General features: G+C 37.5%; 23 protein-coding genes. 17 read left to right on the forward strand and 6 right to left on the reverse strand.

Translation table 11 applies throughout. The features are described from left to right. Nucleotides 1–3: 3 nt before the first annotated feature. Entirely contained in the window at nt 4–1,584 is a 1,581-nt protein-coding gene (locus IEV09_RS04910) for an amidohydrolase (RefSeq protein ID WP_188367151.1), read from the forward strand. A gap of 120 nt (nt 1,585–1,704) precedes the next feature. On the opposite strand, the gene IEV09_RS04915 is transcribed toward IEV09_RS04910, so the two are convergent. The 6 genes from IEV09_RS04915 to IEV09_RS04940 form a co-directional block, all read right to left on the reverse strand. Further along, nucleotides 1,705–2,370, reverse strand: coding sequence for an HI_0552 family protein (locus IEV09_RS04915; RefSeq protein ID WP_188367152.1), 666 nt, complete (start codon nt 2,368–2,370; stop codon nt 1,705–1,707). Between the two features lie 32 nt (nt 2,371–2,402). Further along, nucleotides 2,403–2,882: an AraC family ligand binding domain-containing protein gene (locus tag IEV09_RS04920; protein WP_188367153.1), complete on the reverse strand. Its 480-nt coding sequence runs from the start codon at nt 2,880–2,882 to the stop codon at nt 2,403–2,405. Between the two features lie 197 nt (nt 2,883–3,079). Next, a complete protein-coding gene (locus IEV09_RS04925) occupies nt 3,080–4,237 on the reverse strand; it encodes a Gfo/Idh/MocA family protein (RefSeq protein WP_188367154.1) in 1,158 nt (385 codons plus the stop codon). After that, entirely contained in the window at nt 4,234–5,238 is a 1,005-nt protein-coding gene (locus IEV09_RS04930; RefSeq protein ID WP_188367155.1) for a Gfo/Idh/MocA family protein, read from the reverse strand. The genes IEV09_RS04925 and IEV09_RS04930 overlap by 4 nt, the downstream gene beginning before the upstream one ends. 3 nt (nt 5,239–5,241) lie before the next feature. Continuing rightward, complete coding sequence (locus tag IEV09_RS04935; RefSeq protein WP_188367156.1) at nt 5,242–5,736, reverse strand: hypothetical protein; 495 nt, start codon at nt 5,734–5,736, stop codon at nt 5,242–5,244. Next, nucleotides 5,733–6,662 (reverse strand): AraC family transcriptional regulator, encoded by a 930-nt coding sequence (locus IEV09_RS04940; protein ID WP_188367157.1) that lies wholly within the window; start codon nt 6,660–6,662, stop codon nt 5,733–5,735. Before IEV09_RS04940 ends, IEV09_RS04935 begins: the two co-directional genes overlap by 4 nt. A gap of 186 nt (nt 6,663–6,848) precedes the next feature. On the opposite strand from IEV09_RS04940, the gene IEV09_RS04945 reads away from it, so the two are divergent. The 16 genes from IEV09_RS04945 to IEV09_RS05020 all read left to right on the forward strand — a co-directional run bounded on the left by IEV09_RS04945 (nt 6,849) and on the right by IEV09_RS05020 (nt 24,566). Next, nucleotides 6,849–7,325 (forward strand): hypothetical protein, encoded by a 477-nt coding sequence (locus IEV09_RS04945; protein WP_188367158.1) that lies wholly within the window; start codon nt 6,849–6,851, stop codon nt 7,323–7,325. Next, on the forward strand, nt 7,322–8,293 hold the full coding sequence (locus IEV09_RS04950) for a Gfo/Idh/MocA family protein (RefSeq protein WP_188367159.1): 972 nt from the start codon (nt 7,322–7,324) through the stop codon (nt 8,291–8,293). The genes IEV09_RS04945 and IEV09_RS04950 overlap by 4 nt, the downstream gene beginning before the upstream one ends. A gap of 15 nt (nt 8,294–8,308) precedes the next feature. Continuing rightward, entirely contained in the window at nt 8,309–9,178 is an 870-nt protein-coding gene (locus IEV09_RS04955) for a sugar phosphate isomerase/epimerase family protein (RefSeq protein ID WP_188367160.1), read from the forward strand. 19 nt (nt 9,179–9,197) lie between these two features. Next, nucleotides 9,198–10,220, forward strand: coding sequence for a Gfo/Idh/MocA family protein (locus tag IEV09_RS04960; RefSeq protein WP_188367161.1), 1,023 nt, complete (start codon nt 9,198–9,200; stop codon nt 10,218–10,220). 89 nt (nt 10,221–10,309) lie between these two features. Then, nucleotides 10,310–11,572 (forward strand): sugar ABC transporter substrate-binding protein, encoded by a 1,263-nt coding sequence (locus IEV09_RS04965; RefSeq protein ID WP_188367162.1) that lies wholly within the window; start codon nt 10,310–10,312, stop codon nt 11,570–11,572. 129 nt (nt 11,573–11,701) lie between these two features. Further along, the gene (locus tag IEV09_RS04970; protein WP_188367163.1) at nt 11,702–12,637 is read left to right on the forward strand and encodes a carbohydrate ABC transporter permease; all 936 of its coding nucleotides are present in this window, start codon (nt 11,702–11,704) and stop codon (nt 12,635–12,637) included. A gap of 12 nt (nt 12,638–12,649) precedes the next feature. Next, the gene (locus tag IEV09_RS04975) at nt 12,650–13,474 is read left to right on the forward strand and encodes a carbohydrate ABC transporter permease (protein ID WP_188367164.1); all 825 of its coding nucleotides are present in this window, start codon (nt 12,650–12,652) and stop codon (nt 13,472–13,474) included. Nucleotide 13,475: 1 nt separating this feature from the next. Continuing rightward, entirely contained in the window at nt 13,476–14,444 is a 969-nt protein-coding gene (locus IEV09_RS04980; protein WP_188367165.1) for a pyridoxal-phosphate dependent enzyme, read from the forward strand. 178 nt (nt 14,445–14,622) lie between these two features. Then, the gene (locus IEV09_RS04985) at nt 14,623–16,266 is read left to right on the forward strand and encodes an extracellular solute-binding protein (protein ID WP_188367166.1); all 1,644 of its coding nucleotides are present in this window, start codon (nt 14,623–14,625) and stop codon (nt 16,264–16,266) included. A gap of 67 nt (nt 16,267–16,333) precedes the next feature. Then, nucleotides 16,334–17,275 carry an ABC transporter permease gene (locus IEV09_RS04990; RefSeq protein WP_188367167.1) on the forward strand — a complete coding sequence of 314 codons (942 nt, stop codon included), beginning with the start codon at nt 16,334–16,336 and terminating at the stop codon, nt 17,273–17,275. A gap of 14 nt (nt 17,276–17,289) precedes the next feature. Beyond that, complete coding sequence (locus IEV09_RS04995) at nt 17,290–18,183, forward strand: carbohydrate ABC transporter permease (RefSeq protein WP_188367168.1); 894 nt, start codon at nt 17,290–17,292, stop codon at nt 18,181–18,183. A gap of 24 nt (nt 18,184–18,207) precedes the next feature. Beyond that, entirely contained in the window at nt 18,208–19,737 is a 1,530-nt protein-coding gene (locus tag IEV09_RS05000; RefSeq protein WP_188367169.1) for an alpha-galactosidase, read from the forward strand. Between the two features lie 101 nt (nt 19,738–19,838). Continuing rightward, complete coding sequence (locus tag IEV09_RS05005) at nt 19,839–21,614, forward strand: glycoside hydrolase family 35 protein (protein WP_188367170.1); 1,776 nt, start codon at nt 19,839–19,841, stop codon at nt 21,612–21,614. 101 nt (nt 21,615–21,715) lie between these two features. After that, the gene (locus IEV09_RS05010) at nt 21,716–22,390 is read left to right on the forward strand and encodes a DUF624 domain-containing protein (protein ID WP_188367171.1); all 675 of its coding nucleotides are present in this window, start codon (nt 21,716–21,718) and stop codon (nt 22,388–22,390) included. A gap of 249 nt (nt 22,391–22,639) precedes the next feature. Beyond that, nucleotides 22,640–23,695, forward strand: a complete 1,056-nt coding sequence (locus IEV09_RS05015; RefSeq protein ID WP_188367172.1) for a Gfo/Idh/MocA family protein — start codon at nt 22,640–22,642, stop codon at nt 23,693–23,695. A 10-nt stretch (nt 23,696–23,705) separates the two neighbouring features. Next, nucleotides 23,706–24,566: a sugar phosphate isomerase/epimerase family protein gene (locus tag IEV09_RS05020; protein ID WP_188367173.1), complete on the forward strand. Its 861-nt coding sequence runs from the start codon at nt 23,706–23,708 to the stop codon at nt 24,564–24,566. The last annotated feature ends 373 nt before the right edge of the window (nt 24,567–24,939 follow it).

The raw sequence follows: 24,939 nt of genomic DNA on the forward strand, positions 1-24,939 counted from the left end.
GTGATGATTTTACGATCGAATGCAATCTTTGATACGCAAACAAAAACAACCTTTGCCGGTTATATTCAAATTCAAGACGAAGAAATTATCGCAGTCGGTCCTTTAAATGAGTGCCCATCGGACGCAGAAGTCATTGATTGTGGCGATCAAATGATTATTCCGAGTTTTATTGATTGTCACGTGCATTTCTTTTTATCGGCTTTAATGCATGCCGGAAAATTAACAGCATTACAAGGAAGCAGTGAAGCAGCCTTTGCTCAACAAGTACCTGATTTACCGACGATTCATGGTTGGAAAATCGGTATTGGTTGGTTTGGTAGTGATTTTGGTCAAAATGTTTACCCAACAAAGGAATCGTTGGACAAATATTGTGCCGATGTGCCGGTATTATTAATTGCTGGCGATGCCCATAGTATTTGGTTAAACACCAAAGGCATGCAGCAATTAGGCATGACGGTACAAAATATTCCTCAAGGGATGAGTGGTGAAGCGTTGATCAGTCAAGGCGAATTGACGGGTTGTTTTTTAGAAGCGGTGGCAATTCATTATTTAGCACATGTTTTAACGGTCTTTCAAAAAGAAACGCCGGAAATTTATTTAGCCTACATGCAACAACTCAATCAAATGGGCGTGACAACAATCGGCGATGTGGCGTTAACAGGTGAGAGTTGGGATGATTTAATTTATCCAGAAAACTATCAAGCGATTGAAGACGAAGCGACAGTACGTGCGGTTTTTTATCCAGCAATGCGCGAGGAGCTTAGTAACTTACAAAAAATTGCAGCGACTTACCAATCAGCGAAAGTGCAAATGGGTGGCGTTAAGCAATTTTTCGATGGCGTAACGAGTACCCATACGGCCTTTTTAAAAGACGTCTATGAAACGCCTTATTATCAAGGGGATGTTGGGGGACCGTTGATTCCTGTTGAACAAATGCGTCAGTTTATTTTGATGGCGAATCAACAAGGATGGCCGATGCGTATCCATACCATCGGTGACGAGGCCATTCACCAAGCTTTACTATATTTTAAAGAAAGTCAGCGTGAATTTCCTTTAGAATCAGGCAAGTTTAATACATTGGAACATTTAGAAGTCATGGACCCAATCGATTTAGCTGAAGTCGGGCAAGAGCAACTCGTCATTTCTGTGCAACCGAGCCATTTATTAGTCGGATATGAGACATTAGATGAAGAAGTCGGTACAAAGCGAGCAGCGAAGATGTTTCCTTTCCAATCATTCTTAAATCATGGAGCAACCTTAGCTTTTGGGACAGATAGTCCAGTGGTCGTCGGTGTAACGCCACTTGAGTCGATTTATTATGCTGTCGCAAGACGTGAAAAATCAGGTGTACCAGTCGAACGTTTAATGCCAGCCGAAGTATTGTCGATTGCAGAATCCTTATACGCCCAAACAAAAGGTGCGGCACAAGCGTTGAGTCGACAAGATATTGGGGAGATTCGAGTGGGAATGAAAGCTGACCTTTGCCTATTATCACGCAATCTTTTAACGTGTTCAGAAGAAGAAATTTTAACAACGAATGTTAATGCCACGATGATGAATGGGCAGTTCGTCTATCAGAGATAAAAGCAGAAATTTCAGTTCGTTTGGAACTGTGTGAAAGTGATTTAGAATTCTTGGATTTTGAACTTCGATAGAAAAATAAATAAGCCGCGACACTCAACTTTTTGTTGTTTGTGTCGCGGTTTATTTTTGATTAATAATGATTTGTAATAAGGGGGTTAACTCTTTGAAACCTTGTAAGATAAAGGCTTTCTCATCGCCTAGATCATTCGTTGTATAACGAATTTTTCCAAGTTGAAAGCTTTTTTCGTATGCTTGTGCTTGTAATGCTGCTTGCTTTTCGGCATCAACTAAATAGTCGTGCAGCAATAAGTGATCCACTAATTCATGCTCTTGTTGTGGCCAAATATAGTAATCGTGAAGGTCGATCGCTTCGCTCCAACTCGGTAAATGAGCGAGCATTGCGTTGTATGTTTCGATGTCCCCTGATCGCTGTTCACTCCGATAATGTTGATACATTAAGTAAATTTGCAGTTGCTTACGGTTAAATAAGACAGCTAAGCAAGCATTGCTATTGGGTGCGTCGCTTAAACGATAAGCCGCCCAAAAGTGATTTCGTAAGTTCCAACCATTCGTCCAACTCTCAATCTTCGGTTTTTCAAAAGAATCGACCACGGAAAGGGAAGCGAAAACGTCTAACTGTAACGCTTTCCAAGCTTGCCAAGTTTCTTTGTAGGCCAGTTTAATTTGTTCTACTTCAGTCGGATTATGTGTTTCTTTGATTTTTTTAAAGGTAAAATGCTCACGTTCAAAGATTTGATGGGCATTTTTGGGTAAGCGTTGCGTCATAACGACTCCTTTTAGCGATAGATTCAAACCGATTAGGCAATTTTCATTGGTGTTCGAACATTTCCGAATGAAAGTTGCTGTAAGAAGGAATACACGTCTTTTGAAGTCGTTAATGAGTTAATTTGATGCGATTCATACTTCTCAAGTGTTTCTTCAATCCATTGCGTATAAGAAAATTTCGTTGTATTTTCACCTAAAACCCACTGATCAGTACCAAGGATTTTTGGGATTCGTTCTTGAATTGTTCCATTAAACGTTGCAAAACAAGTGTGCCATGAATCAATTGATTTATACGAATGAGGCATATGTGGTGGAATTAAGATTCCTTGCCCTTCAGATAATGTAATGGTTTGTCCTTCAATCAAAATTTCGCCTTCTCCTGAGGTGGTTTGTACCCAATGATAAAGTGGGTACCCATTTGGGCGCTCGATGGTTTTTTGAATCCAATCATTGCCGATGCTCTCAAGGGAGAGTGGCAATGCGGATGAAATAATTTGACAATAACTTGGCATAACAAACAATCTCCTTTGCTCGAATAATTTATTTTACTTTCTGATAGTATCAAAGATTGAAAGGGGTTTCAATAATTATGAGCGAAAAAGACAAAATTCAAAGAATCTTTGTGAAAAGTGCCCAAATGATTTTAGAATAAGCACAACAATGCACAACAAAAAAGAACTGTTTTATGTAACAGCTCTTTTTTAATGTACTATTTGATTGTCTCAATGGTTTCGTTATCAATTGAACGTTGGGCTGCCAAAGCAAGTTTTCCTGCTAGTACACTTGACTCCAAATTTGAAACAGGTGTTTTTCCGGTTTGAATCGCATCAATGAAGTCTTGTAATTGTTCTTCATCACCGGGTTCCATATTTTTTTCTTCATGTTTATTTTCATAAGTCAGTGTTTCCGATTTTAAGCGATCGGTAATGATAATTTTATTACTAACGTCATCAAAATACAATTCGCCTTTCGTGCCGAAGAAATGGAACTCACGTTGATAAAAAGCTGCAAATTGACAAAGTTGATAAGTGGCTTTGGCTTTATTCGCGTAACGAATCATAACGGTTTGATGATCATCAACATCAACTTCACTATTAAAGACACAATTGTCGGGCCAATTATCCGACCATGAAATGTTTTTCTCTTTGGCTAAATTTTGAATGCTTTCTTCACAAGTTGAGCTAATCGGGCAATTCCCGCAATGTAAATCATCGGCGACTGGTTTTCCGAATTTTTGCCTAGCACCAACTTCACCAAAGACCATCAAATCGCCGAAAGCGACGACTTTTTCGGGCTTACTATCTAAATACCAGTTAATTAAATCCAATGAATGCGTTGATTTTTGTAAGAGTAGAGAGGTTGATTTCTCACGCGTTCGATGCCAGTCATGGAAATAAGCGTAGCCACCGTATTGGACGTGGTCCGTGACGTGCGCCATAATCACTTGACCAATCGCACCATTTTCAATAAATTCTTTAATCTTACTAAAACTGCGCGCATAACGTAAGACATAGCCGACTTCAAAGGCTTTATCATACCCTTCAAGTGCTTCTTCGATTAAAGCGACTTTTTCATCGCTAATCTCGAGGGGTTTTTCACATAGAATGTGTTTGTTGGCTTTAACAGCAGCTAAGATAATTTCTGCATGTGTATCATCAGGTGTTGCGATAAAAACGGCATCAACCTCAGGATTCGCGAGTAATTCATGATAATCAGTTGTGTGAGCAACCGTTGGAAAATGATGGAAATTATTTCCGAAAGCATCACAAACCATTGTCAGTTCAACCTCTTGATGATGTTGAATCGTGCGCAAGGCATATTTATACCCACGATTCCCTAAACCAATAATACCAAAACGAATTGTCATTGCTTTGTCTCCTGTTCTTCGATTTTATTTTTTTGATTAAGGATTATTCTTTTTTTCATTCGAGCTGATTGATAAGCGAAATTCGCAATTTCAACGGGATAAAGTCCATCCAGACCAGTCACCGGCGCAGGTAAATCTTCTTCAATGCAACGCTTAAAGTCTGCCAGCATCGTGGTGTTCATATCGATTTCATAAAGGTGATTCATTGCGGGTTGATCGGCTAAATAAATATCTGAACGGCGGCCAAAACCGTCAACATAAACGGTTCCTTTTTCGGTTACGATTTTAAGAGCGGCATCGCCCCAAATCGGATAATTGTCTGGCCGATTCCAAGAGGTATCAAGACTCATAAAGACACCGTTTGTAAAGTGAATATGTAGCAAAGCAGAGTCTTCAATGTCTTCATAATTATGCGAATTTGTGCGTGCGTAAATCGAATCAATCTCAAAGCCAAAAAGCCATTTCGACAAATCAACTAAATGGACGGTGTGATCCAGTAACGCACCACCACCAGAGAGTTCTTTATCGATAAACCAACCGCCCGGGTTTTTCCCATGATTTGTTCCGACAATTGCTAAAACTTTTCCGAGTTGCCCCGCATCGTAAATCGCTTTCAAATCACGAATCGTTTGAGCGTAACGAACAGGATGCGCAACTAGGAGTTTCACATTGTTTTCCTCGCAAGTTAGGATCATCCGTTTTGCATCTTCGGCGTTTAAAGCAAGTGGATTTTCCACAATCACGTGTCGTTTATGATAGGCACAAGCCAATGTATAGTCATAGTGCAGACTATTTTCAGAACAAATTAAAGCCGTATCCATTGGTGATTTCAAAATTTTTTCTAAACTTGGGAAAAAGGGAATTCCGAGTTCTTTTGCAAAAGTCGTGCCACGTAATGGGTTTCGATCAAAGACGCCAGTAATTTCGACCCCTAAACTTTGTAGCGCTTGGCAATAGATTTTTGCCTGCATATGGGCGCAACCAATAATCCCAACTTTCATGTTCTATCCTCCAAACGTTATCGTTTCGTTATTTTTAATGCTTTCTTTAATTTGAAAAACGAGATTCGAAAGCCCAATGTTTTCGAGTGAAGCTTCTTGATAATCGACTTGATAATTACCAGGTAAAATAAAATTCGACGAAAATCCCCGTCGATCAGCGGAATTGTATTGATACAAGCCCTTGGTTCCAACGATTTCAATTTGTTTTTGATAATTTTGTTGGTTGGCATCTGACGCGTCGATAAATAAGTTACACAAGCTTTGATTTTTAAATTGCATCGTAATCAAATAAATATGATGCTCAGCTTCATAAGATCCATAAACGGTCTCTAGTGGTGATTGATGGCACAGAAGCAAAAACTGTAACGCTTCTTTTAACATTAATTCGAGTTGCGCATGTGTTTCAATACCTGTCGCCAAATCATAGCGAGAAAAAGTGACACTTCCTAATTGATCCATCTGGATTTGTTGTAAAATTGCTTGGTGTTCCATCTTCATCGCGAATCGCCTCCTTCGTGTAAACCTTCTAATTTCGTTTCAATGGTATGAATCGAATTTTTATAGGCAGTTGGGCTGAGCCCTGTATATTTTTTAAAACTATTCGAAAAATGATGGAGTGTGTCATAGCCTAGGCGACACGAAATTTCAGTAAAATTCATTTCATTTTCGCGCATCCATTGCTTGGCACGTTCCATTTTTAAAATGCGATAAAAGGTAATCAAACTATAGCCGGTTTCTTTCTTAAAGGTTTTCTTCAAGTAGGAAGGGCTTACAAAGAAATGTTCAGACAGTTCGGCAATCGATAAATTCTTGTCCAAGTTAGCTTCCATATGACTAATGATGTCGTCAATTTCTTGGGTTTCAAAATGTCGTTGAATCAAACTCGTTGAAGGCTTCGGTTTTTCGGAAATCACAACTTGGCTTTCTCGCGCCATAAAGATCAATAGTTGCGACAAATATAAGTAAATCAAATCTTCTGCTCCAATCGGACTGTTATCCAGTCGCTGATTGTCTGCTACATGAAAGACATTCGTCGTAACTGCTGGAAAAATCGTTTTTGATTCATAGATAATTTGCGCGAACAACTGTCGATGCGTACGCTCAAGGGTGATTGTTTGTTTGTAAATGACATCGAGTATATTTGTCGTTTGAGGTAAAAAACGAATTAATAATAAATTAACCGCGTTGTCTTTGACTTGAAAGGCGTAGGTGGCCTGACTTGGAATTAGAAAAGATTGCCCCTCTTTTAAAAGGTGGACTTGTCCATCAATCGTCATTTCCAGCTCGCCATAATCGACAAAAAGTAAATTGCATTCTTCGACGGGAGCAATGGTATACGATTGATTCGCTGTAAACTCATAAAAGGCGATATTTGTAATCTGTTGAATCATTCCTGTTGAAAAAATAGCTATTTGTACGGACACGACACGGACCTCCAATTCCTCTTTTAGATAGTATCACATATCTAAGAGGGGTTTGTCATTGCCTTTTTAGCTGAACCTTTTTTTGTAAGGAACAAACCTTTTTTTCTAAATCAGGTCAAAAGAGTCTTCTGTTATGCTTGGTACAATCAATAGAAAGCGTATTCAACGCGAAAATAGAGGTGCAAGATGGAAATTATCGAGAATTTAGAACAAATTATAGCCTTGAAAAAAGTAGGCGAGATTTCATTTATTCGTTCATCTTTTTATGATCAACGCTTTGCGAGTCCAGACAAAAAGATAGCGATTGCAGGCTTTGTACGCCTAGTTTTAGCTTTGAAAAAAGAAAAACCTTCAAACTTTACGATTTTAAAAAATGATACAAGCTTACTTGTAACGTTTGATTTTAACGAAAAATGCTTAGTCAATTTAGCTTTTTCAAGTTGGCAAGAGGTCACAACTCCTGTTTTAAAAATTGAAATTGTTGGTGAAAACGGTATGATCCAATACGATACGCAAGCAGACAATGCTTATGCGGGTACACCGTATGTCTCGTCAGTCTCCTTTGATGCAGCTAAGCCGTTGACGGCAGAATTAGAAGAATACATTGCTTCTTTTGTAGAGAAAGTGGATGAAGCAAAAGAGATGGAGGTTATCATCGGATGAAAGTAGCAATTATTGGTGTCGCTCATATGCACGCCCACAGTTATGTCGCAGAATTTCAAACAAGAGGCATTGAAGTTGTCGGTGTTTATGACCGAAACCCCGAGTTAGGTCAAGCGTTCTCGCAAAAATACGACATCCCATTTTTTACGGAACTAGAAGCGTTACTGACTTTAGAGTCGGACTCAGTGAATATTTGTTCCGAAAATGCTTTCCATAAAGAATACGCATTAAAAGCGTTCCAATACGGGAAACACGTCATTGTTGAAAAACCAATGGCTTTGTCAACAGCAGATGCTGAAGCGATGGTTGCTGCTGGAAAAGCGGCAGGAAAACTTTTAGTTGTCGCGCACCCCGTTCGTTTTGCAGAGCCAATCCAAAATGTTAAAAAAGTCATTGATAGTGGCCAATTAGGTGCCTTGAAATTAATTAACTCGTCAAACCACGGAAAGAATCCAGGTGGCTGGTTTATTGACCCAGAACTATCAGGTGGTGGCGCCTTAATTGACCATACTGTACATATTTGTGATTTGGTCAACTACTTATTCGGGATTGAGCCTAAAGAAGTCTATGCATACGCTGGTAAGAGCCAAGCAGATCTGCCTGTTGAAGACATTGGATTGATTCAATTAACAATGTCTGAAGGTGTCATCATGTCCCTAGACACGTCTTGGAACCGTCCAGCAACGTATCCAGTTTGGGGCGATGCGATTTTAGAACTGGTCTTTGAAAAAGGTCAAATGACCGTGGATGGTTTCGGTCGAAAACTAAAAATCTTTGATGATTTGACCGGTACGGTTGAAGAATATTTCTTTGAAGAAAGCATGGATTCTCGTATGATTAATGCTTTTATTGAAGCGATTGAACAAGACTTACCATCACCAGTTTCGGGTGAAGATGGGTTGTATACTGTCAAAATTACGGAAGCAGCCTTCAAGTCTGCAACGGATAAAAAAATAATTACAATTTAAGTAAGGAGCAAAACAATGACATTATTAAAAGGAATGAACGTTTGGACATTACCCGCAGGATTGACCATTGAAGAACAATTTGCTTTAACGAAAGATGCTGGTTTCGACACGATTGAGTTGAACTTATCTGAAAGCCAACCACAAGACAATATTGTCTCAAAAGATTTGGCGTTAAATGATAGCCCGACTTTAACCCTAGACGTAACAGCGACTGAATTAGCTGAAATTCGTGCCTTAAGTGATAAATATGAGCTACCAATTACAAGTATTTCGACGTCACTACACTGGAACTATTCGCTAACCGACCAAGATGCCGCAACACGTCAAAAAGGCATCGAGATTGTCAAAAAAATGATTGATGTCTGCCAATCACTCGGTGGTGATACGGTCTTAGTCGTTCCAGGCTTAGTCAAACAAACGGAATCGTATGATGTTTGTTACGATCGCGCGTTAGCAGCTTTAAAAGAACTTGCACCATATGCTGAAAGCAAAGAAATTTATATCGGAATCGAAAATGTTTGGAATAAATTCCTATTAAGTCCAATCGAAACCCGTGATTTTATTGATAAAATCGATAGCCCATTTGTCGGTATGTATTTTGATGCAGGGAACGTCTTACAATTTGGTTTCCCAGAACAATGGATTCGAATTTTAGGCGATCGCATTAAAAAAATTCATGTCAAAGATTTTAACACAAGCATTGGTAATATTTATGGTTTTACAACGTTATTAAATGGTAGCTTAAACTGGAAAAACCTTGTTGAAGCAATCCATGAAATTGGTTACACAGGTCCGTTAACTTGTGAGTTGAGTGCTTATACTGAAAATGGTCAGCAATTAGCCTACGACACAAGCCGTGCACTGGATTACATTGTAAATTTATAAAAAATCGGAGGAATGAAAGATGTTAAAAGTTGGATTAGTCGGATTAGGATTTATGGGAAGCTCGCATTTATCAATGTATATGCGCTTAATGAAAGAAGGATTTCCAATTAAACTCGTTGCTATTTGTGACGTAAATGAAGAAAAACGTGAAGGTAAATTAACAGCAGGAAACATTGATATTAGCGATAAGAGTATTGATTTTAGTCAATTTAACTTCTATACAGACATGGAAGAGATGATTGCCAATGAAGAACTAGATTACGTAGACTTATGCTTACCAACCTTCTTACATGCACCGTATGCAGTCAAAGCGATGGAAAAAGGGCTACACGTTTTCTGTGAAAAACCAATGGCGATTTCAACTGAAGCCTGTCAAGAAATGATCGACGCTTCGAAAAAATACGAAAAATTCTTAATGATTGGTCAAACATTACGTTTCTTCCCATCATACCAATACGTAAAAGAAACATTAGACACGGAACGTTACGGTAAATTAACGGAAGTCAACTTATTCCGTGGTGGAACGACACCAATTTGGTCATGGGAAAACTGGTTATTAACGAATGAACGCTCTGGTGGTTGTTTACTAGACCAACACATCCATGACGTTGATACGTTGAACTGGATGTTAGGCACACCGCATTCTGTCAATACAGCAGGCCGTGTGGTATTTGAAGGTAGTGGTTACGATATCGTTTCAACGAACTATCACTACGACAATATTGTAGCAAATGCCGCGGATAACTGGACAATCAACAACGACAACTTTGGTTTCGAAATGCGTTACCGCTTCACCTTTGAAAATGGTTCAATCATTTTAGAAAACGGAAAACTGGTTGATTATCCGTATGGAAAAGACAGTTTTGAGCCAGAAATCAGCAAAGAAAGTGGCTACTATATCGAGATCAAGCACTTCGCACAATCGATTTTAGATAATGTCGATCCAGCCATTGCGTGCCCATTAGAAAGCACAATGGAAACAATCCGTATTGCAGAAGCAGAAGTTAAATCAGCGGATGAAAAACGTAGTATCGCTCTATAAAAAATGAATTTGGCAAGTTTAGTTAAAACTAAACTTGCCAGATTTTAATTATTTTTCACCAAAAATTGAAAGATCATGGAGGGAATATAATGAAAAAGAAATTCGTATCAACGTTGGGGTTACTAGGTTTATCAACAATTTTATTAGCTGCTTGTGGAGGCGGTGGAACAGATGGTTCTGATGCAGGAGGTAAAACTCAAGGTGACAAAGTTGTGACATATGCTTTGTGGGATAAATCATATGCTGCGGCCATAGAAGATGTTGCTGATAAGTTTAAAGAAGAAACAGGTATTGAAGTGAAACTTGAAATTACTCCGTGGGCACAATATTGGACAAAGCTAGAGACGGCAGTGACTGGAAAAAATGCGGCGGATGTCTTTAACGTCAATATTCCTCGAGCGATCGATTATATTGAAAATGGTGTCTTAGAGCCGTTAGATGGTATTAATGTTGAGTTAGACAAGATTCCAGAACAGTATTTACAATCTTATACAGGTAGTGATGGCAAGTTATACGGTATTCCAAAAGATTTCGATACCAATGCATTGTTCTATAATAAAACAATGTTTGATGAAGCGGGAATTGCCTACCCAGATGAAAGCTGGACTTGGGAAACATGGAGTGATGTTGCGAAGCAATTAACCAACGAAGCAGAGGGAATCTATGGAATGGCTGTAGCACCAACTTGGCAAGGTGGTTACTATGAAACCATTTATCAAAATGGCGGTTCACCATTTATTGATGATGGAAAAAAATCTGGTTTTGATACACCAGAAGCGATTGAAGGCATTGAATTTTGGCATAGCTTTGTCGAAGATGGTTCGGGAACACCGATTGAACTGATTACGAATACGAACTCAAATGAATTACTGCTGTCTGGAAAAGTAGCAATGGCTGTCGATGGTTCCTATCAAGTGCCAATCTTATTCGAAGAAGAATTTGGCATTCAAAATATTGATGTCGCACCATTACCAAAAGGAAAAGAACGCGCAACAACATCAAACTCTTTAGCGAACGTTGTTTTCTCTGGTTCTAAAAATAAAGAAGCAGCGAAACAATGGATTGAATTTTTATCGTCAGAAGAATCGATGAAAACAGTTGCTGAAGCCGGTGGGATTATTCCTGTTTTAGAAGGCACGCAAGATGCTTGGGTGAACGCACATCCGGATAAAAACATTCAAGTATTTATTGATGCAGTTGAATACGCGGTTCCTTTACCAGGATACAAAAATTCTTCAGCAGCAATTGCGATTGAACAAGACCTTATCAACCAAGCGTGGACAGGTGAATTGACAGTCGAGGAAGCGAGCAAACAAATTGCTGAAAAGGCGAATGCGCTGCTAGCTAAATAAGACCACTGAGATTTTTTAGCGAGATTAAAAAATAACAAATGGATGAGTGCTAGCATGAAAAATCATAATCGGTTTTTTGTGTTAGCGTTTTTCTTTTTTTATCAATTGAGTGTAAGGAGTGTGTTCGTAATGTCTGAAACAAAGACGATAACGCCAGTTAAAAAGAAGCAAAAGTTTTTGGGTAAATACAAAAAAGATCAAGTATTGACAGCTTTATTGTTCATCTCACCTTTGTATTTAGGGATTATCATTTTCTATTTAATCCCTATTTTCCAGAGTGTCTTTTACTCGTTTACGGAGTGGGGAATTTTTGGTGGCTATGAAATTATCGGTTTAGAAAACTATAAACGATTATTTAAGGACCCTGAGTTACTGAGGGCCGTAAAAAACACCTTTACGTATGCGATTTTTACCGTTCCAGTGGCTATGTTTATTGCTATTTTTATTGCTGTATTATTGAATTCAAAAATCAAAGGGAAAAGTTTCTATCGAGTAATCTACTTTCTTCCTGCTGTAACAATGACTTCAGCGATTGCGATGATTTGGAAGTGGATTTTTAACTCAGAATTTGGTATCTTGAATCAATTTTTAGGTGTTTTTGGGATTAACGGACCTAGTTGGTTAACGGATTCCAATTGGGCGATGATTTCATTAGTAATTGTGGGAATTTGGAGTTCATTAGGAACATCAATAGTGATTTATTTAGCAGGTCTTCAAAGTATCTCTTCATCTTTTTACGAAGCAGCAGAGATGGATGGTGCCGGACCAATACGTAAATTCTTTAGTGTAACCTTACCATTATTAACGCCTACGGTATTTTTCAACTTAATTACATCACTTATCGGTGCCTTACAAATCTATGATTTAATTTATCTGATGTTCTCTGAAACGAACCCGGCGCTGAAAAGTGTACAGTCCATTTCATTTTTATTCTATCGCTATTCCTTTGTCTTTAATGAAAAAGGTTACGGAGCAGCGATTGTTGTGTTACTACTAATGATCACTTTAATCATTACAGCAATTAACTTTGGATTACAAAAGAAATGGGTTCACTACATTAAATAGGAGGGACGTCACATGAATCAGGAGAAAAAATCGAATAAAATCGTTGTGCATCTATTATTAATATTAGGATCAGGTATTATGATTTTTCCTTTTATTTGGATGATTATTACTGCTTTAAAAACGAAGACAGAAGCGATACAAGTGCCTCCGCGAATTTTACCAGAAGTAGCACAATGGGGGAACTTTTCGAAAATATTTGAAATTTTCCCGTTTGGAAACTTTTATGTAAATACAATTGTATCCACATTGGTTATCACTTTTGGGCAAGTATTTTTATGTGCTTTGGCTGCATATGCATTTGCTCGTTTGGAGTTTCCGTTTAAAAATTTCTTGTTTCTATTACTGTTATCAATTTTAATGGTTCCAGGACAAACATTTTTAATTCCACAATATTTAACGGTCCAAAAGTTAGGACTATTAGATTCTATTCCAGCTTTATTTCTACCAGGTTTATTTTCTGCTTTTGGGACCTTTTTATTGCGTCAGTTTTTTATGTCGATACCTACGGAAGTAGAAGAAGCCGCAATTATTGATGGTGCTTCGCGAATTAAAATATTTTTTACCATCATATTACCATTATCAAAATCGGCATTGATTTCACTTTCAATTTTTAGTTTGCTTTATGGTTGGAATTCCTTACTGTGGCCATTAATCGTAAACACGTCAACCGATAAAATGACATTGTCTGCAGGATTGGCTTCGTTAAGTGGTCAATACGGAACAGACTTCCCAATGGTGATGGCAGGTTCGTTCTTAGCTTGTATCCCGTTAATTATCATTTTCTTGATTTTCCAAAAACAATTTATCGAAGGGATTGCCTTGTCAGGTGGAAAATAATATGTTAACGATGGAAAAACCATTAATCAATCAAATATACGAGGCACAAGAACGCTTAGAATCCGTCGTTATCCAGACACCGCTTGTTCCAAGTAATATTTTGTCTGGATTAAAAGAAGGAAAAATATTTTTTAAACTAGAAAATTTACAACGAACGGGCTCCTTTAAAATTCGAGGGGCATATAATAAGCTAGCGCAACTGTCTCCTAGTGAAATTGAACGGGGTGTGATTGCTGCTTCTGCAGGCAATCACGCGCAAGGTGTCGCTCTTTCAGCTAAGATTCTTGGCATTCAAGCACGTATCTTTATGCCAGTAACAGCTCCACTTACCAAGATTGAAGCTACGGAAAAATATGGCGCAACGGTCAAATTAATTGGTGAAACATTCGATGAAACCAAACAAGCGGCCTTAGATGAATCGGTAATCACAAATGAAATTTTTATTCCTCCTTATGATGATTATGCTGTGATTGCCGGTCAAGGTACGATTGGTTTAGAAATTTTAGAAACAATTGCCGATGTTGATCAAATCATTTTGCCAATTGGTGGTGGCGGATTAATTGCAGGGGTTGCAACGATTGCAAAAACCATTAATCCTGCCATTAAAATCATAGGTGTTCAATCTTACAACGTTCATGGAATGCTCAGTTCGATTTGGAATCAACAAATCACTGCGAATCGTTCCAATCGTACATTAGCAGATGGCTGTGATGTCGCGATTCCCGGCGATATTACGTACCGTGTACTTTCACCTCTAATCGATGAGACGGTTTTGGTCGAAGAAGAAGTCATTAAACAAGCAATTGAGTACTTAGCTTACAAGGAAAAGATTGTAGCTGAAGGTGCAGGAGCTTTAACTGCTGCGGCAATTATGAGTGGTGCTCTAGACCATTTGTTAATAAATCGTAAAACCGTTGCTGTCGTTTCAGGAGGGAATATTGATTCGGGATCATTGAAGGAAATTATTTAAATAGGAACTTATCTAGCAACTCGTATCTATTGAGCGAAGTATTGCTAGATAAGTTTTTTTAATCTGCAATATATTGAAAACGCTTAAAAAGTGATATAAAACGTAGAAAAATGTTATATAAGATACGTCGGTAAACGTTTACAATTGAATTGTAGAAAGAAGAAGCGGAGGAATACAAATGAAAAAAAAGATGTTTTCTGTTGGTTTGTTAGGATTAACTTTATTGGCAATAAGTGCATGTGGTTCTAGTGGTAAGGCCGACCCTAAAGAGGCTGGTCCGGCACAAGATTTAACACCATATGGTAAATATGAAGAACCTGTTGAATTTACAATTGGTCGAGGCGTTTATAGTGGTGGAAGCTTACCAGAAGGGATGACTATAGAAGATAATACTGGAACAAAATATGTAGAAGAAATGGCGAATGTGCACGCTAAAGTGGCCTGGGAATCGCAAGATACGGCTCAAAAAATTGCCCTTTCAATTTCAACGGGAGATATTCCTGATGTCATGATTGTGAACAGACAACAATTTAAGCAACTAGTAGATAATGATTTAATTGCAGATATGACAGAAGTTTACGAAAAAACAGCCTCGGATCATCTTAAAGAAATTTATGATTCTTTTGGCGATATTATTCTAGATCAAATTACCGTTGATGGAAAATTAATGGGATTACCATTAACGAGCATTGGTGGACAACAAGATTTACTATGGATTCGTAAAGACTGGTTAGAAAAGTCTGGTAAAGATTTACCTAAAACAAAACAAGAGGTTTATGAATTGGCAGAAGAATTTGTGAAACAAGATTTTGCCGGTAATGGTGAAACAGTCGGATTGTCAATGGGAACTAAAATTGCCGGAACTTACAATAGTGGGTATAGTTTAAATCCGATTTTCTATGCAAATCAATCGTACCCAAGACAATGGATTGAAAAAGATGGCGAGACAGTTTATGGAACAATTCAACCTGAAACAAAAGAAACATTAGAAGAACTTTCTCAGCTATACAAAGATGGAGTGATTGATAAACAATTTGCTGTTAGAAAAACAGAGGATCTATCAGCCTTAGTATCATCTGGTAAATTAGGAATGCTATTTTATCCATGGTGGGCTCCTTATGGTGATATCCAACAAGCAATTGCTAATGATCCTGAGGCAGATTGGATTCCGATTTCTGCTCCTGAAGACGAGGAAGGAAATATCAATGTAACACAAAATGACCCTATTGGAGGCGTCATTGTTGTTAGAAAAGATTTTTCAAATCCTGAAGCAATTGTGAAGTCAATGAACTTGTCACAAGATTTTATTTATCAACTGACACCGGAAGCAAAGGAATTTACACAACAAGAAATTCCAGACATGAAAACGCGATGGGATCATATTTTAGTGCAAGTTCCTGCACAACTAGATTTTAACGATATCACAACTAGAATTTATACAGCATTAACAGAAGCAATTGATGATGGATCATCAGAAGATTTGCGATTAGACTTACTACCTGTTTACAATAATTATGAAATTTTACAAAAGGATGGACCAAAATCTGATTTAACAGCATGGGGTGATGTTAAGGCTCGTTTAGATGGTGAAAAAGCTTCATTTGATGAAAGAATTAAAAAAATTGACGTAAATTTCTTTGATACAACACCAACGATGGATACTGCATGGACAAATTTAGTGAAATTAGAAGATGAAATGTTTGTGCGAATTATTACGGGTGAAGAGCCAATTGAATACTTTGACGAATTTGTTAGTCAGTGGAATAAAATTGGTGGGGAAACAATCACGAAAGAAGTAAACGAAGTCGTAAAAGGACAGTAAAATAGGGTGACTTGAGACAAGACAGAAGCTGTTTTGTCTCAAGTTGTCTAAGAAAGGAAGAGATTACATGGAAGCAACACCTGCGACTACAGAAGTCAAAAAAATAAAAGCGACAACGTATCAAAAGAACAAAACGCAATTATATTATCACTTGATGCTTTTACCGGGAGTTATTTTATTGATTATTTTTAGCATCGTTCCAATGGTTGGAATTGTGATGGCTTTCCAAAATTATATTCCAGCAAAAGGTATCTTAGGATCGCCTTGGGTTGGACTAAGTCACTTTAAATATATGTTCCAAATCCCAGATAGTAAACAAATTTTCATGAACACAATCATTATTGCGGTATCTAAAATCATTATAGGGATGATTGTTCCTATTTTATTTGCCTTACTATTAAATGAGGCACGCGTAAAATGGTTTAAGAGTAGTGTACAAACAATCGTATACCTCCCCAATTTCTTATCTTGGGTTGTGTTAGGTACGGTGATGGGAATGATTTTTTCATACGAAGGTATGATTAACGATTTGCTAGCATTCTTTAATATTGAACCAATTATGTTTTTAGCAAGCAATAAATGGTTTAGACCGATTTTAGTTGCTACGGATGTTTGGAAAGGTTATGGCTATGGCACAATTATTTATTTAGCAGCATTAACCGGAATTAATCCTGCATTGTATGAATCAGCAGCAATGGATGGAGCGGATCGATTAAAACAAATTCTTCATATATCCATTCCAGGAATTTTACCTACCATTATTTTGTTAGCTACACTCAATTTAGGAAGCGTCCTAAATGCTGGATTTGATCAAGTGTTCAATATGTATAATCCAATTGTCTATCAAACAGGAGATATTATTGATACGTATGTCTATCGAATGGGACTTGTAAATATGCAATTTTCTTTTGGTACGGCAGTTGGTTTATTAAAATCAGTTGTGAGTGCAACGTTAATCGTTATTTCATACAAGCTGGCGGATAAATATGCAGGCTATAGAATTATTTAAGGGAGGAATCTGGAATGATTGAATCGAAAACATTGGGTGCTCGAATGGGAAAATTCACAGTTTATTTTCTATTAATTTTAGCAGCCTTTATCTCTTTAGCACCAATTGTAAATACAGTTGCTTTATCTTTTAGTGATAGCGCGGCAGCCAGTGCGGGTAATGTTTATTTTTGGCCAAAAGGATTTACTTTTGCATCTTATGAAAAAATTTTAAATGATGATGCTTTTATTAGCGCTTTTATGGTTTCTGTTAAAAGAGTGATACTTGGTGGCGGTCTAAATATGTTATTATGTATTTTGATGGCGTTTCCACTTTCAAGAAATACTAAACAATTTAAGTATCGTAATTTTTATATGTGGTTTTTAATGTTCACGATGATTTTTAGTGGTGGAATTGTTCCAACATATATTATCATTAGTAAATTAGGTTTAATTAATAGCATTTGGGCTCTGGTTCTACCGGGAGCAGTTCCTGTGTTTAACGTGATTTTATTAATGAATTTTTTCAGAGGGATTCCTGATTCATTAGAAGAAGCTGCCGTTATTGATGGTGCTAGTCCACTAACGGTACTATGGAAAATATTTTTACCGATTTCATTACCATCTTTAGCCACGATTGCTTTGTTTACGATTGTTGCACATTGGAATAGCTTTTTTGATGGTTTAATTTATATTAATGACCAAAATAAAATTCCATTACAAACTTATTTACAACAGTTAGTAATCCAAACACAACAAGCAGCACAAGGGCAATTATCTTCAGATGAATTGATTGCGCTATCAAAATTATCGACAATTACGCTAAATGCTGCAAAAATTTTAGTTTCAATGATTCCAATTTTATTAGTTTATCCATTCCTACAAAGATATTTGATTCACGGCCTTGTACTAGGTTCAGTTAAAGAATAATAAAAATGCAATGGAGAATAAATCATGAAAAAAATCTTACCCCCGATTATGGGGTGGTCTTCTTGGAATTATTTTAGGCAGTCGATTAATGAAGAGGAAATTTTAGCGATTGGTCACTCAATGACGCAATCAGGATTAAAGGAAGCCGGTTATCAGTATATTAATTTGGATGATTGTTGGCACTCATCCAAACGTAATCAAGCGGGTGAATTGCAATTTGACTTATCGAATTTCCCCAGTGGTGAAAAAATAATTGAAGAATTACACAAAATAGGTCTGAAGGTAGGCTTGTATAGTTCAAGTGGATCGATGACTTGTGAAGATCTACCTGGGAGTTATGAACATGAAAAAATTGACGCTCAAACGTTTGCACGTTGGGGTGTTGATTTTCTAAAGTATGACTATTGTCACGTAGTCGATTTAACGAGTGATGAAAAATGGTTAATTGATGCACCTTATGTCAATCAAATTGAGTTTTATGACCTAGCGACGAAAGAAAAAATTCAATGTTTGGTCGAAGACGGAGATTTATGCGATGAGGCTACACTTCATCAAGAAGAAGTGAACTACGTTTCTGGTTTAGAAGCCGGCAAAGGAAAGCTTTCGTTTAATCAATCTTTAGATAGTGGCACCTACGCAGTTACGATAAAGTTCAAAAAAAGAAAGAATGAAAAAAGACAATTACTTGTTTTAAAATTGGATGAACAAGAAGAAGTGATTCATTTTCCAACGTCTAGCGGTTGGAGTTTGACAGGTAGGGAGCAAATGGTTATCACCTTAGATCAACCAATTGAAAAAATTGAACTTTTTAATCCCATTAAAGATCAAAAAACTGATGGTATGCTACGTTACAAAACGATGAGCGATGCATTACTAAAAGCTTACGGAGAAAAAGAGTATGTTTTTTCAATTTGTGAACACGGTCGAAATGAGCCATGGACATGGGCGCAAACAATCGCTAATCAGTATCGCATTGATCACGACATCCGTAATAGTTGGGACTCAGTTCTTACATGCTATCAAAAGGCAGTAGCAGTGGCTCCTTTTGCAAAAGAGGGTTCGTATGGTGATCCGGATATGTTAGAAGTTGGAAATGGTGCGTTGTCGGAGATTGAAAATGAAAGTCATTTTGCTCTATGGGCCTTCTTATCCGCACCTCTAATTCTAGGAAACGATGTGCGAGAATTTATGGTAAACGGGCAACGGGACTTATCTGTCAGCAATCGTGCCTTAGAAATTGTGACGAATCCCGAAATCATTCGTTTCAATCAATCCCAACCGTATTTACCAGCCGTTGTTATCGAACAAGGCGCATTTGATGTTTTAGTTAAGGTATTAGTAGATGATACTGTAGGGATTCTAGTTTTCAATAAAGGAGAGTCAACAGCAACCCTCCAACTTGATTTAGCAACATTACCTAAAAAAATTCATGATTTGTCATTTGAATTTGAGAACAAAAAAATGGTTGAAGTGTGGAACAAACCATATGTTTGGGAAAATAATCAGATTACACTCACTGCTATGCCTCATGAATCACATGTGTTTAAAATCTAAAAAAAGTATATGGAAACTGTACAAATTACTATATATCTTTCGTTTGTTAACGTTTACAATGGTTGTGATAAAAATAAAAGTAAATTTTAAAGGAGAATACAATGCATTTCGAGATTAAAGAAGAGTTTTATTTTGATGGAAAACCAGAAAGAATTATTTCAGGAGCGATCCATTACTTCCGAATTACGCCAGGAAAGTGGCGTCAAAGTCTGCATAATTTAAAAGCGATGGGTGGAAATACAGTTGAGACGTATGTTCCTTGGAATATGCATGAACCTAAAAAAGGAGAGTTCAACTTCGAAGGAATTGCTGACTTACCTAAATTCCTAGATATTGCGACAGAATTAGGATTATATATCATTTTACGTCCCGCACCTTATATTTGTGCGGAGTGGGATTTTGGTGGTTTTCCAGCATGGTTATTAGAAGAATGTGATCGTGTACGTAGCCGTGATCCGAAATATATGGCGGCAGTCGATGCGTATTACAAAGAATTAATTCCCCGTGTAACAGATTATCAATTTACGCGCGGTGGTAATTTGATTATGATGCAAGTTGAAAATGAGTACGGTTCGTATTCAGATAATAAAGAATACTTACGAATGAATCGTGATCTGTTAGTGAAGTACGGTGTTGATGTGCCACTGATGACTTCTGATGGTGGTTGGGATGCGGTATTAGAAGCGGGTACAATGATGGAAGAAGGCATTTTACCAACAGCCAACTTTGGTTCTCGAGCGAAGGAAAACTTTGCGGCGTTGGAACGTATTATGACGAAACACAATGTGAAAAAACCATATATGTGTATGGAATTTTGGGATGGTTGGTTTAATAACTGGGGCAAGCCGGTGATTCGCCGTGATCCTCAAGAAACAGCACAAGCTTTCCGTGAAATTTTGGAGCTTGGTAGTGTGAATATGTTCATGTTCCACGGTGGAACGAACTTTGCTTTTTGGAATGGTGCAAACGAAAGTCGTCATGAAGGCTATGTGCCACAAGTGACTTCTTACGATTATGATGCGCCATTAAATGAATATGCGAATCCGACAGCTAAATATTATGCATTCCGTGAAGTGGTGCAAGAATTATACCCTGATAAAGTCTTGCCAGAGCCGATTATTTCAGAAGCGGTTGCCTACGAATCGGTTGAAGCGACGAATAAAGTATCGTTGTTTGAAACGCTAGATACGGTTGGAGAAACAACGATTCATGATGTGACGAAACCAATGGAAGCGTTGGGTCAAGGTTACGGCTATATTTTATACGATACCGTTAATCCGATTCAAACCCACTCAGGTCGCTTTGAAATTGTGGATGCGAACGATCGTGTGCAATTTTATCATAATAATGAACACGTAGTCACACAAATCGATGATGAGATTGGTCAAGAAATTATTATCAAAGAAATTGGTGACAACGATCATGTACAAGTTTTAGTTGAGAACCGTGGTCGTACGAACTATGGTCCATATTTAACGTCGCCAAGACAAAATAAAGGAATTCGTGCGGGTGTTCGTCAAGACTTATACTTTATTTCTGAATGGAAACACACAACGTTGCCATTAGAAACAGACGAAACGGTTGATTTTTCAAGAAAATGGAAAGAAAATGTGCCCGCTTTTTATGAGTTCAATGTAACGATCGAAGGCGAACCACAAGATACGTTCCTTGATATGTCTGATTTAGGCAAAGGTGTGGTCTTTGTTAATGGTGTAAATATTGGCCGTTATTGGGAAATTGGTCCTTACTACACAATGTACTTACCACATGATTTACTAAAAACAGGTGCGAACCGTATTACAGTCTTTGAAACAGAAGGAAAAGAAGTGACGAAATTAACGTTTGCTTCTGAACCAAAAATTATGGAACCAAAATAAATAATGTAGGGTTCTTCTGGTAGGATGTCCTATTGGAAGAACTTTTTTTAGAAATAAAGAACAAGATCTAACTTGCAAATAAAAGATTGGAAGTGTGAAGAATGATTAGTCGCTTATCAGGACCGTTATATAAGATTACTATTTTTGTCGGAACGTTATTTCTAGTAAATACGTTAATTTTTTTAACGAATATTCCATTTGTTTTTAGTCTCGTCTTTATTCCGTTAAAAACAGAAAATCTGATTCCTATATTTTTAACGGCTATTCCCCTGGGTCCAGCACTCGTCGGTGGCTATGCGGTCATTTGGCGCTATATGTGTACGGGAGAATATAGTGTTTGGCAACGATTTTGGCAAGGATATAAAACCAATTTTTGGCAAACAATCGGATTATCGGCACTCGTAGCCATTTTCATTTCATTACTCACTTACAATTTGCAGTTAATGATGGCTTCTGGTCGCATGACACTTTTCTTTTATCCAACGCTTATTTTATTAGGTGGGCTGATTCCCGTCTTTTTTGTGGCTTGTTTATTAATTAGTCGCTTTGAGATGTCTGGTCGGAATATTGCGATTAACACGCTCTTTTTTATGATTCAAAATCCTCTAAAATCATTGATGGCGCTATTGGTGATTGTTGTCTTTTATTTAGTAGTCGCTCTAACTGCTTGGAAAGTTCTCTATTTATTATTGTTTAGTCTGCCATTGTACTTACTTTTAATTAACTATCGAGAACTTGTTCGATTAATTGAAATAGAAAAAGGATTTGAGTATTAGTTTGGCTATCTGTTGACAGATAGGGGTGTTCCTCAGAGTGATTGATTGAGAGAGTTAGGTGTGCAAAAAGAAAGAGTGTAGAGATTCGAATGTTTTGGAATGTGTAATTCATGCAAAATGAAAAGGCTTTATTTAACCTATTTACTTCAAGTATCGACATGCTAGACTAAATGTACGGCCTTGTTAGGCTGAGGCTGTTGATTCTATTTTAAATAAAAAATGAGGGTTAAAAAGAAAAGGAGCTTCACGATGAAGAAATTAAGAGTTGGAATTATTGGGGTTGGATCAATCTCACATGAACACATTCAAGCGTATCAAAAACATCCCAATGTTGAACTGGTTGCCTTTTGTGACATTAACGATGAGCAATTAGCAAAGATGTCAGCGCTTTACGGAGTGACTGAAACTTATGCGACGAAAGAAGAGATGTTAGCCAATGCAGCGATTGATGCAGTGAGCATTTGTGTTTGGAATTCGATGCATGCTGAATGTGCGATTACAGCACTGAATGCAGGGAAACATGTTTTATGTGAGAAGCCGATGGCGACAACGGTTGAAGAAGCAAAAGCGATGGAAGTAGCGGCAGAAAAAAACAATAAACTACTAATGATCGGTTTTGTTCGTCGCTTTGGTAACGACACGAATATCTTGATGGAATTTAAAGAAAATGACTTCTTTGGTGAACTTTATTATGGTAAGGCAACTTATTTACGTCGCCACGGGAACCCAGAAGGTTGGTTTGGCGATAAATCACGTTCAGGTGGCGGGCCATTAATTGATTTAGGTGTTCACGTGATTGATTTACTGACTTACGTATTGGGGCAACCAAAACCAGTTTCGGTTTATGGTGTGACTTTCCAAAAACTATTCAATCGTCCAGACGTGAAAGACAAACAAGGCTATATTTCATCAACACCAGGCGAAATTATTTGTGATGTTGAAGATTTAGCAAGTGCGATGATTCGATTTGAGAATGGCGCAGTCCTTTCAATTGAAACAAGTTTTAGTTTAAACGTAAAAGACGATGAACAAAAAATTGAATTATTCGGTACAAAAGGTGGCGCATCATTGAATCCTTCTCTAGAGTTGCATACAGAAATGAATGGCTATATGAGTGATATTCAATTAAAAATGCCGACAGCGCTATCAATGGATGGCTTATTCTTTAATGAAATCAGTCACTTTGTTGAATGTGTCTTAGAAGACAAACCTTGTTTATCACCTGCTTCTGAAGGGGTTATGATTACTGAAATAATTGAAGCAATCTACAAATCAGCTGAAACTGGACATGAAGTAATTTTATAGGAGTGAAAAAATGACAAAATTAGCATGTAGTACGTATAGTTTTCAACAATTAATCAATTTGGGCGAATTGACGCAATTTCAAACATTAGCCAAAGCACAAGAACTTGGATTTGATGCGATTGAAATTGTTGGATTAGAGCCAGCAGAAGGTCAAAAAGAAGAAGTTTACGTTCAAGAATTAAAAGCAGAATTAGATCGTTTAAATTTTCCAATCACTTCTTTCACTTTTAGTGCCGATTTATTAAACGGTTCAGATGGCGATTCAGTAGCAGAGGTCAATCGTATCAAAAAAATGATTGATTATGCTGCAATTTTAGGAGCACCAAGAGTTCGTCATGATGCGACTTGGGGAGCTGCCGGAAAAACATTCGAGCAAGTTTTACCAGAATTAGCTGTTTTATGTCGTGAAATTGCTAGCTACGGTGAATCAAAGGGAATTCAGACAACAGTCGAAAATCATGGGTTCTTTGCACAAGATAGTCTTCGTATGGAAGCATTGTATGCCGCAGTCAATCATCCGAACTTTAAATTATTGGTCGATATGGGGAACTTCTTATGTGTGGACGAATCATCGGTTGATGCCGTGAGCCGTTTAGCACGAGTCGCAGGTTATGTTCATTTGAAAGATTTCCATGTTAAATCAGGCAATCAACCAAACCCAGGAACTGGTTTCTTCCAATCACGTGCAGGTAATTATTTACGAGGCGCGATTGTTGGACACGGGGAAGTACCCGTTGCACAATGTTTAACGATTTTAAAAAACCAAGGATATACGGGTGACTTTGCGATTGAATTTGAGGGTATTGAAGACAATATTAAAGGACTTGAAATCTCATTAGAAAATGCTCGGAACTATTTATCTGCACGTTAAGAGTTGGATGGTCTAGCGCGCGAAGGCTCGGAAGATTTCTTTCTTCAGGGGAAATATACAAAAACAAACTACCAACGAAAAGGTGAAGACTGCTTCGTTGGTAATTTGTTTTGTATGAAAACGGCTCTAAATAAAGAGGCATAAAAATCAAGATGGACTCAAAAAAGAGAGATAATCGAATGAATTTTATCCAAAGTTTGAAGAAATTAAGACCAAAAGATGAAGAAAAAAGGTAGTCAAAAAGAAAAGCCTTCAATATTCGTCAAATAAAAACGTTGATTTGACAACGTTTTTAGAGGTTCATTAAATACACATTGAGTACCATTGGTAAATATCGTATTATGAAAACGTATTCAAGAGAGCGGTTGCATGA

The organism is Enterococcus alcedinis, from assembly GCF_014635985.1.
Taxonomy (GTDB): Bacteria; Bacillota; Bacilli; order Lactobacillales; family Enterococcaceae; genus Enterococcus_I; species Enterococcus_I alcedinis.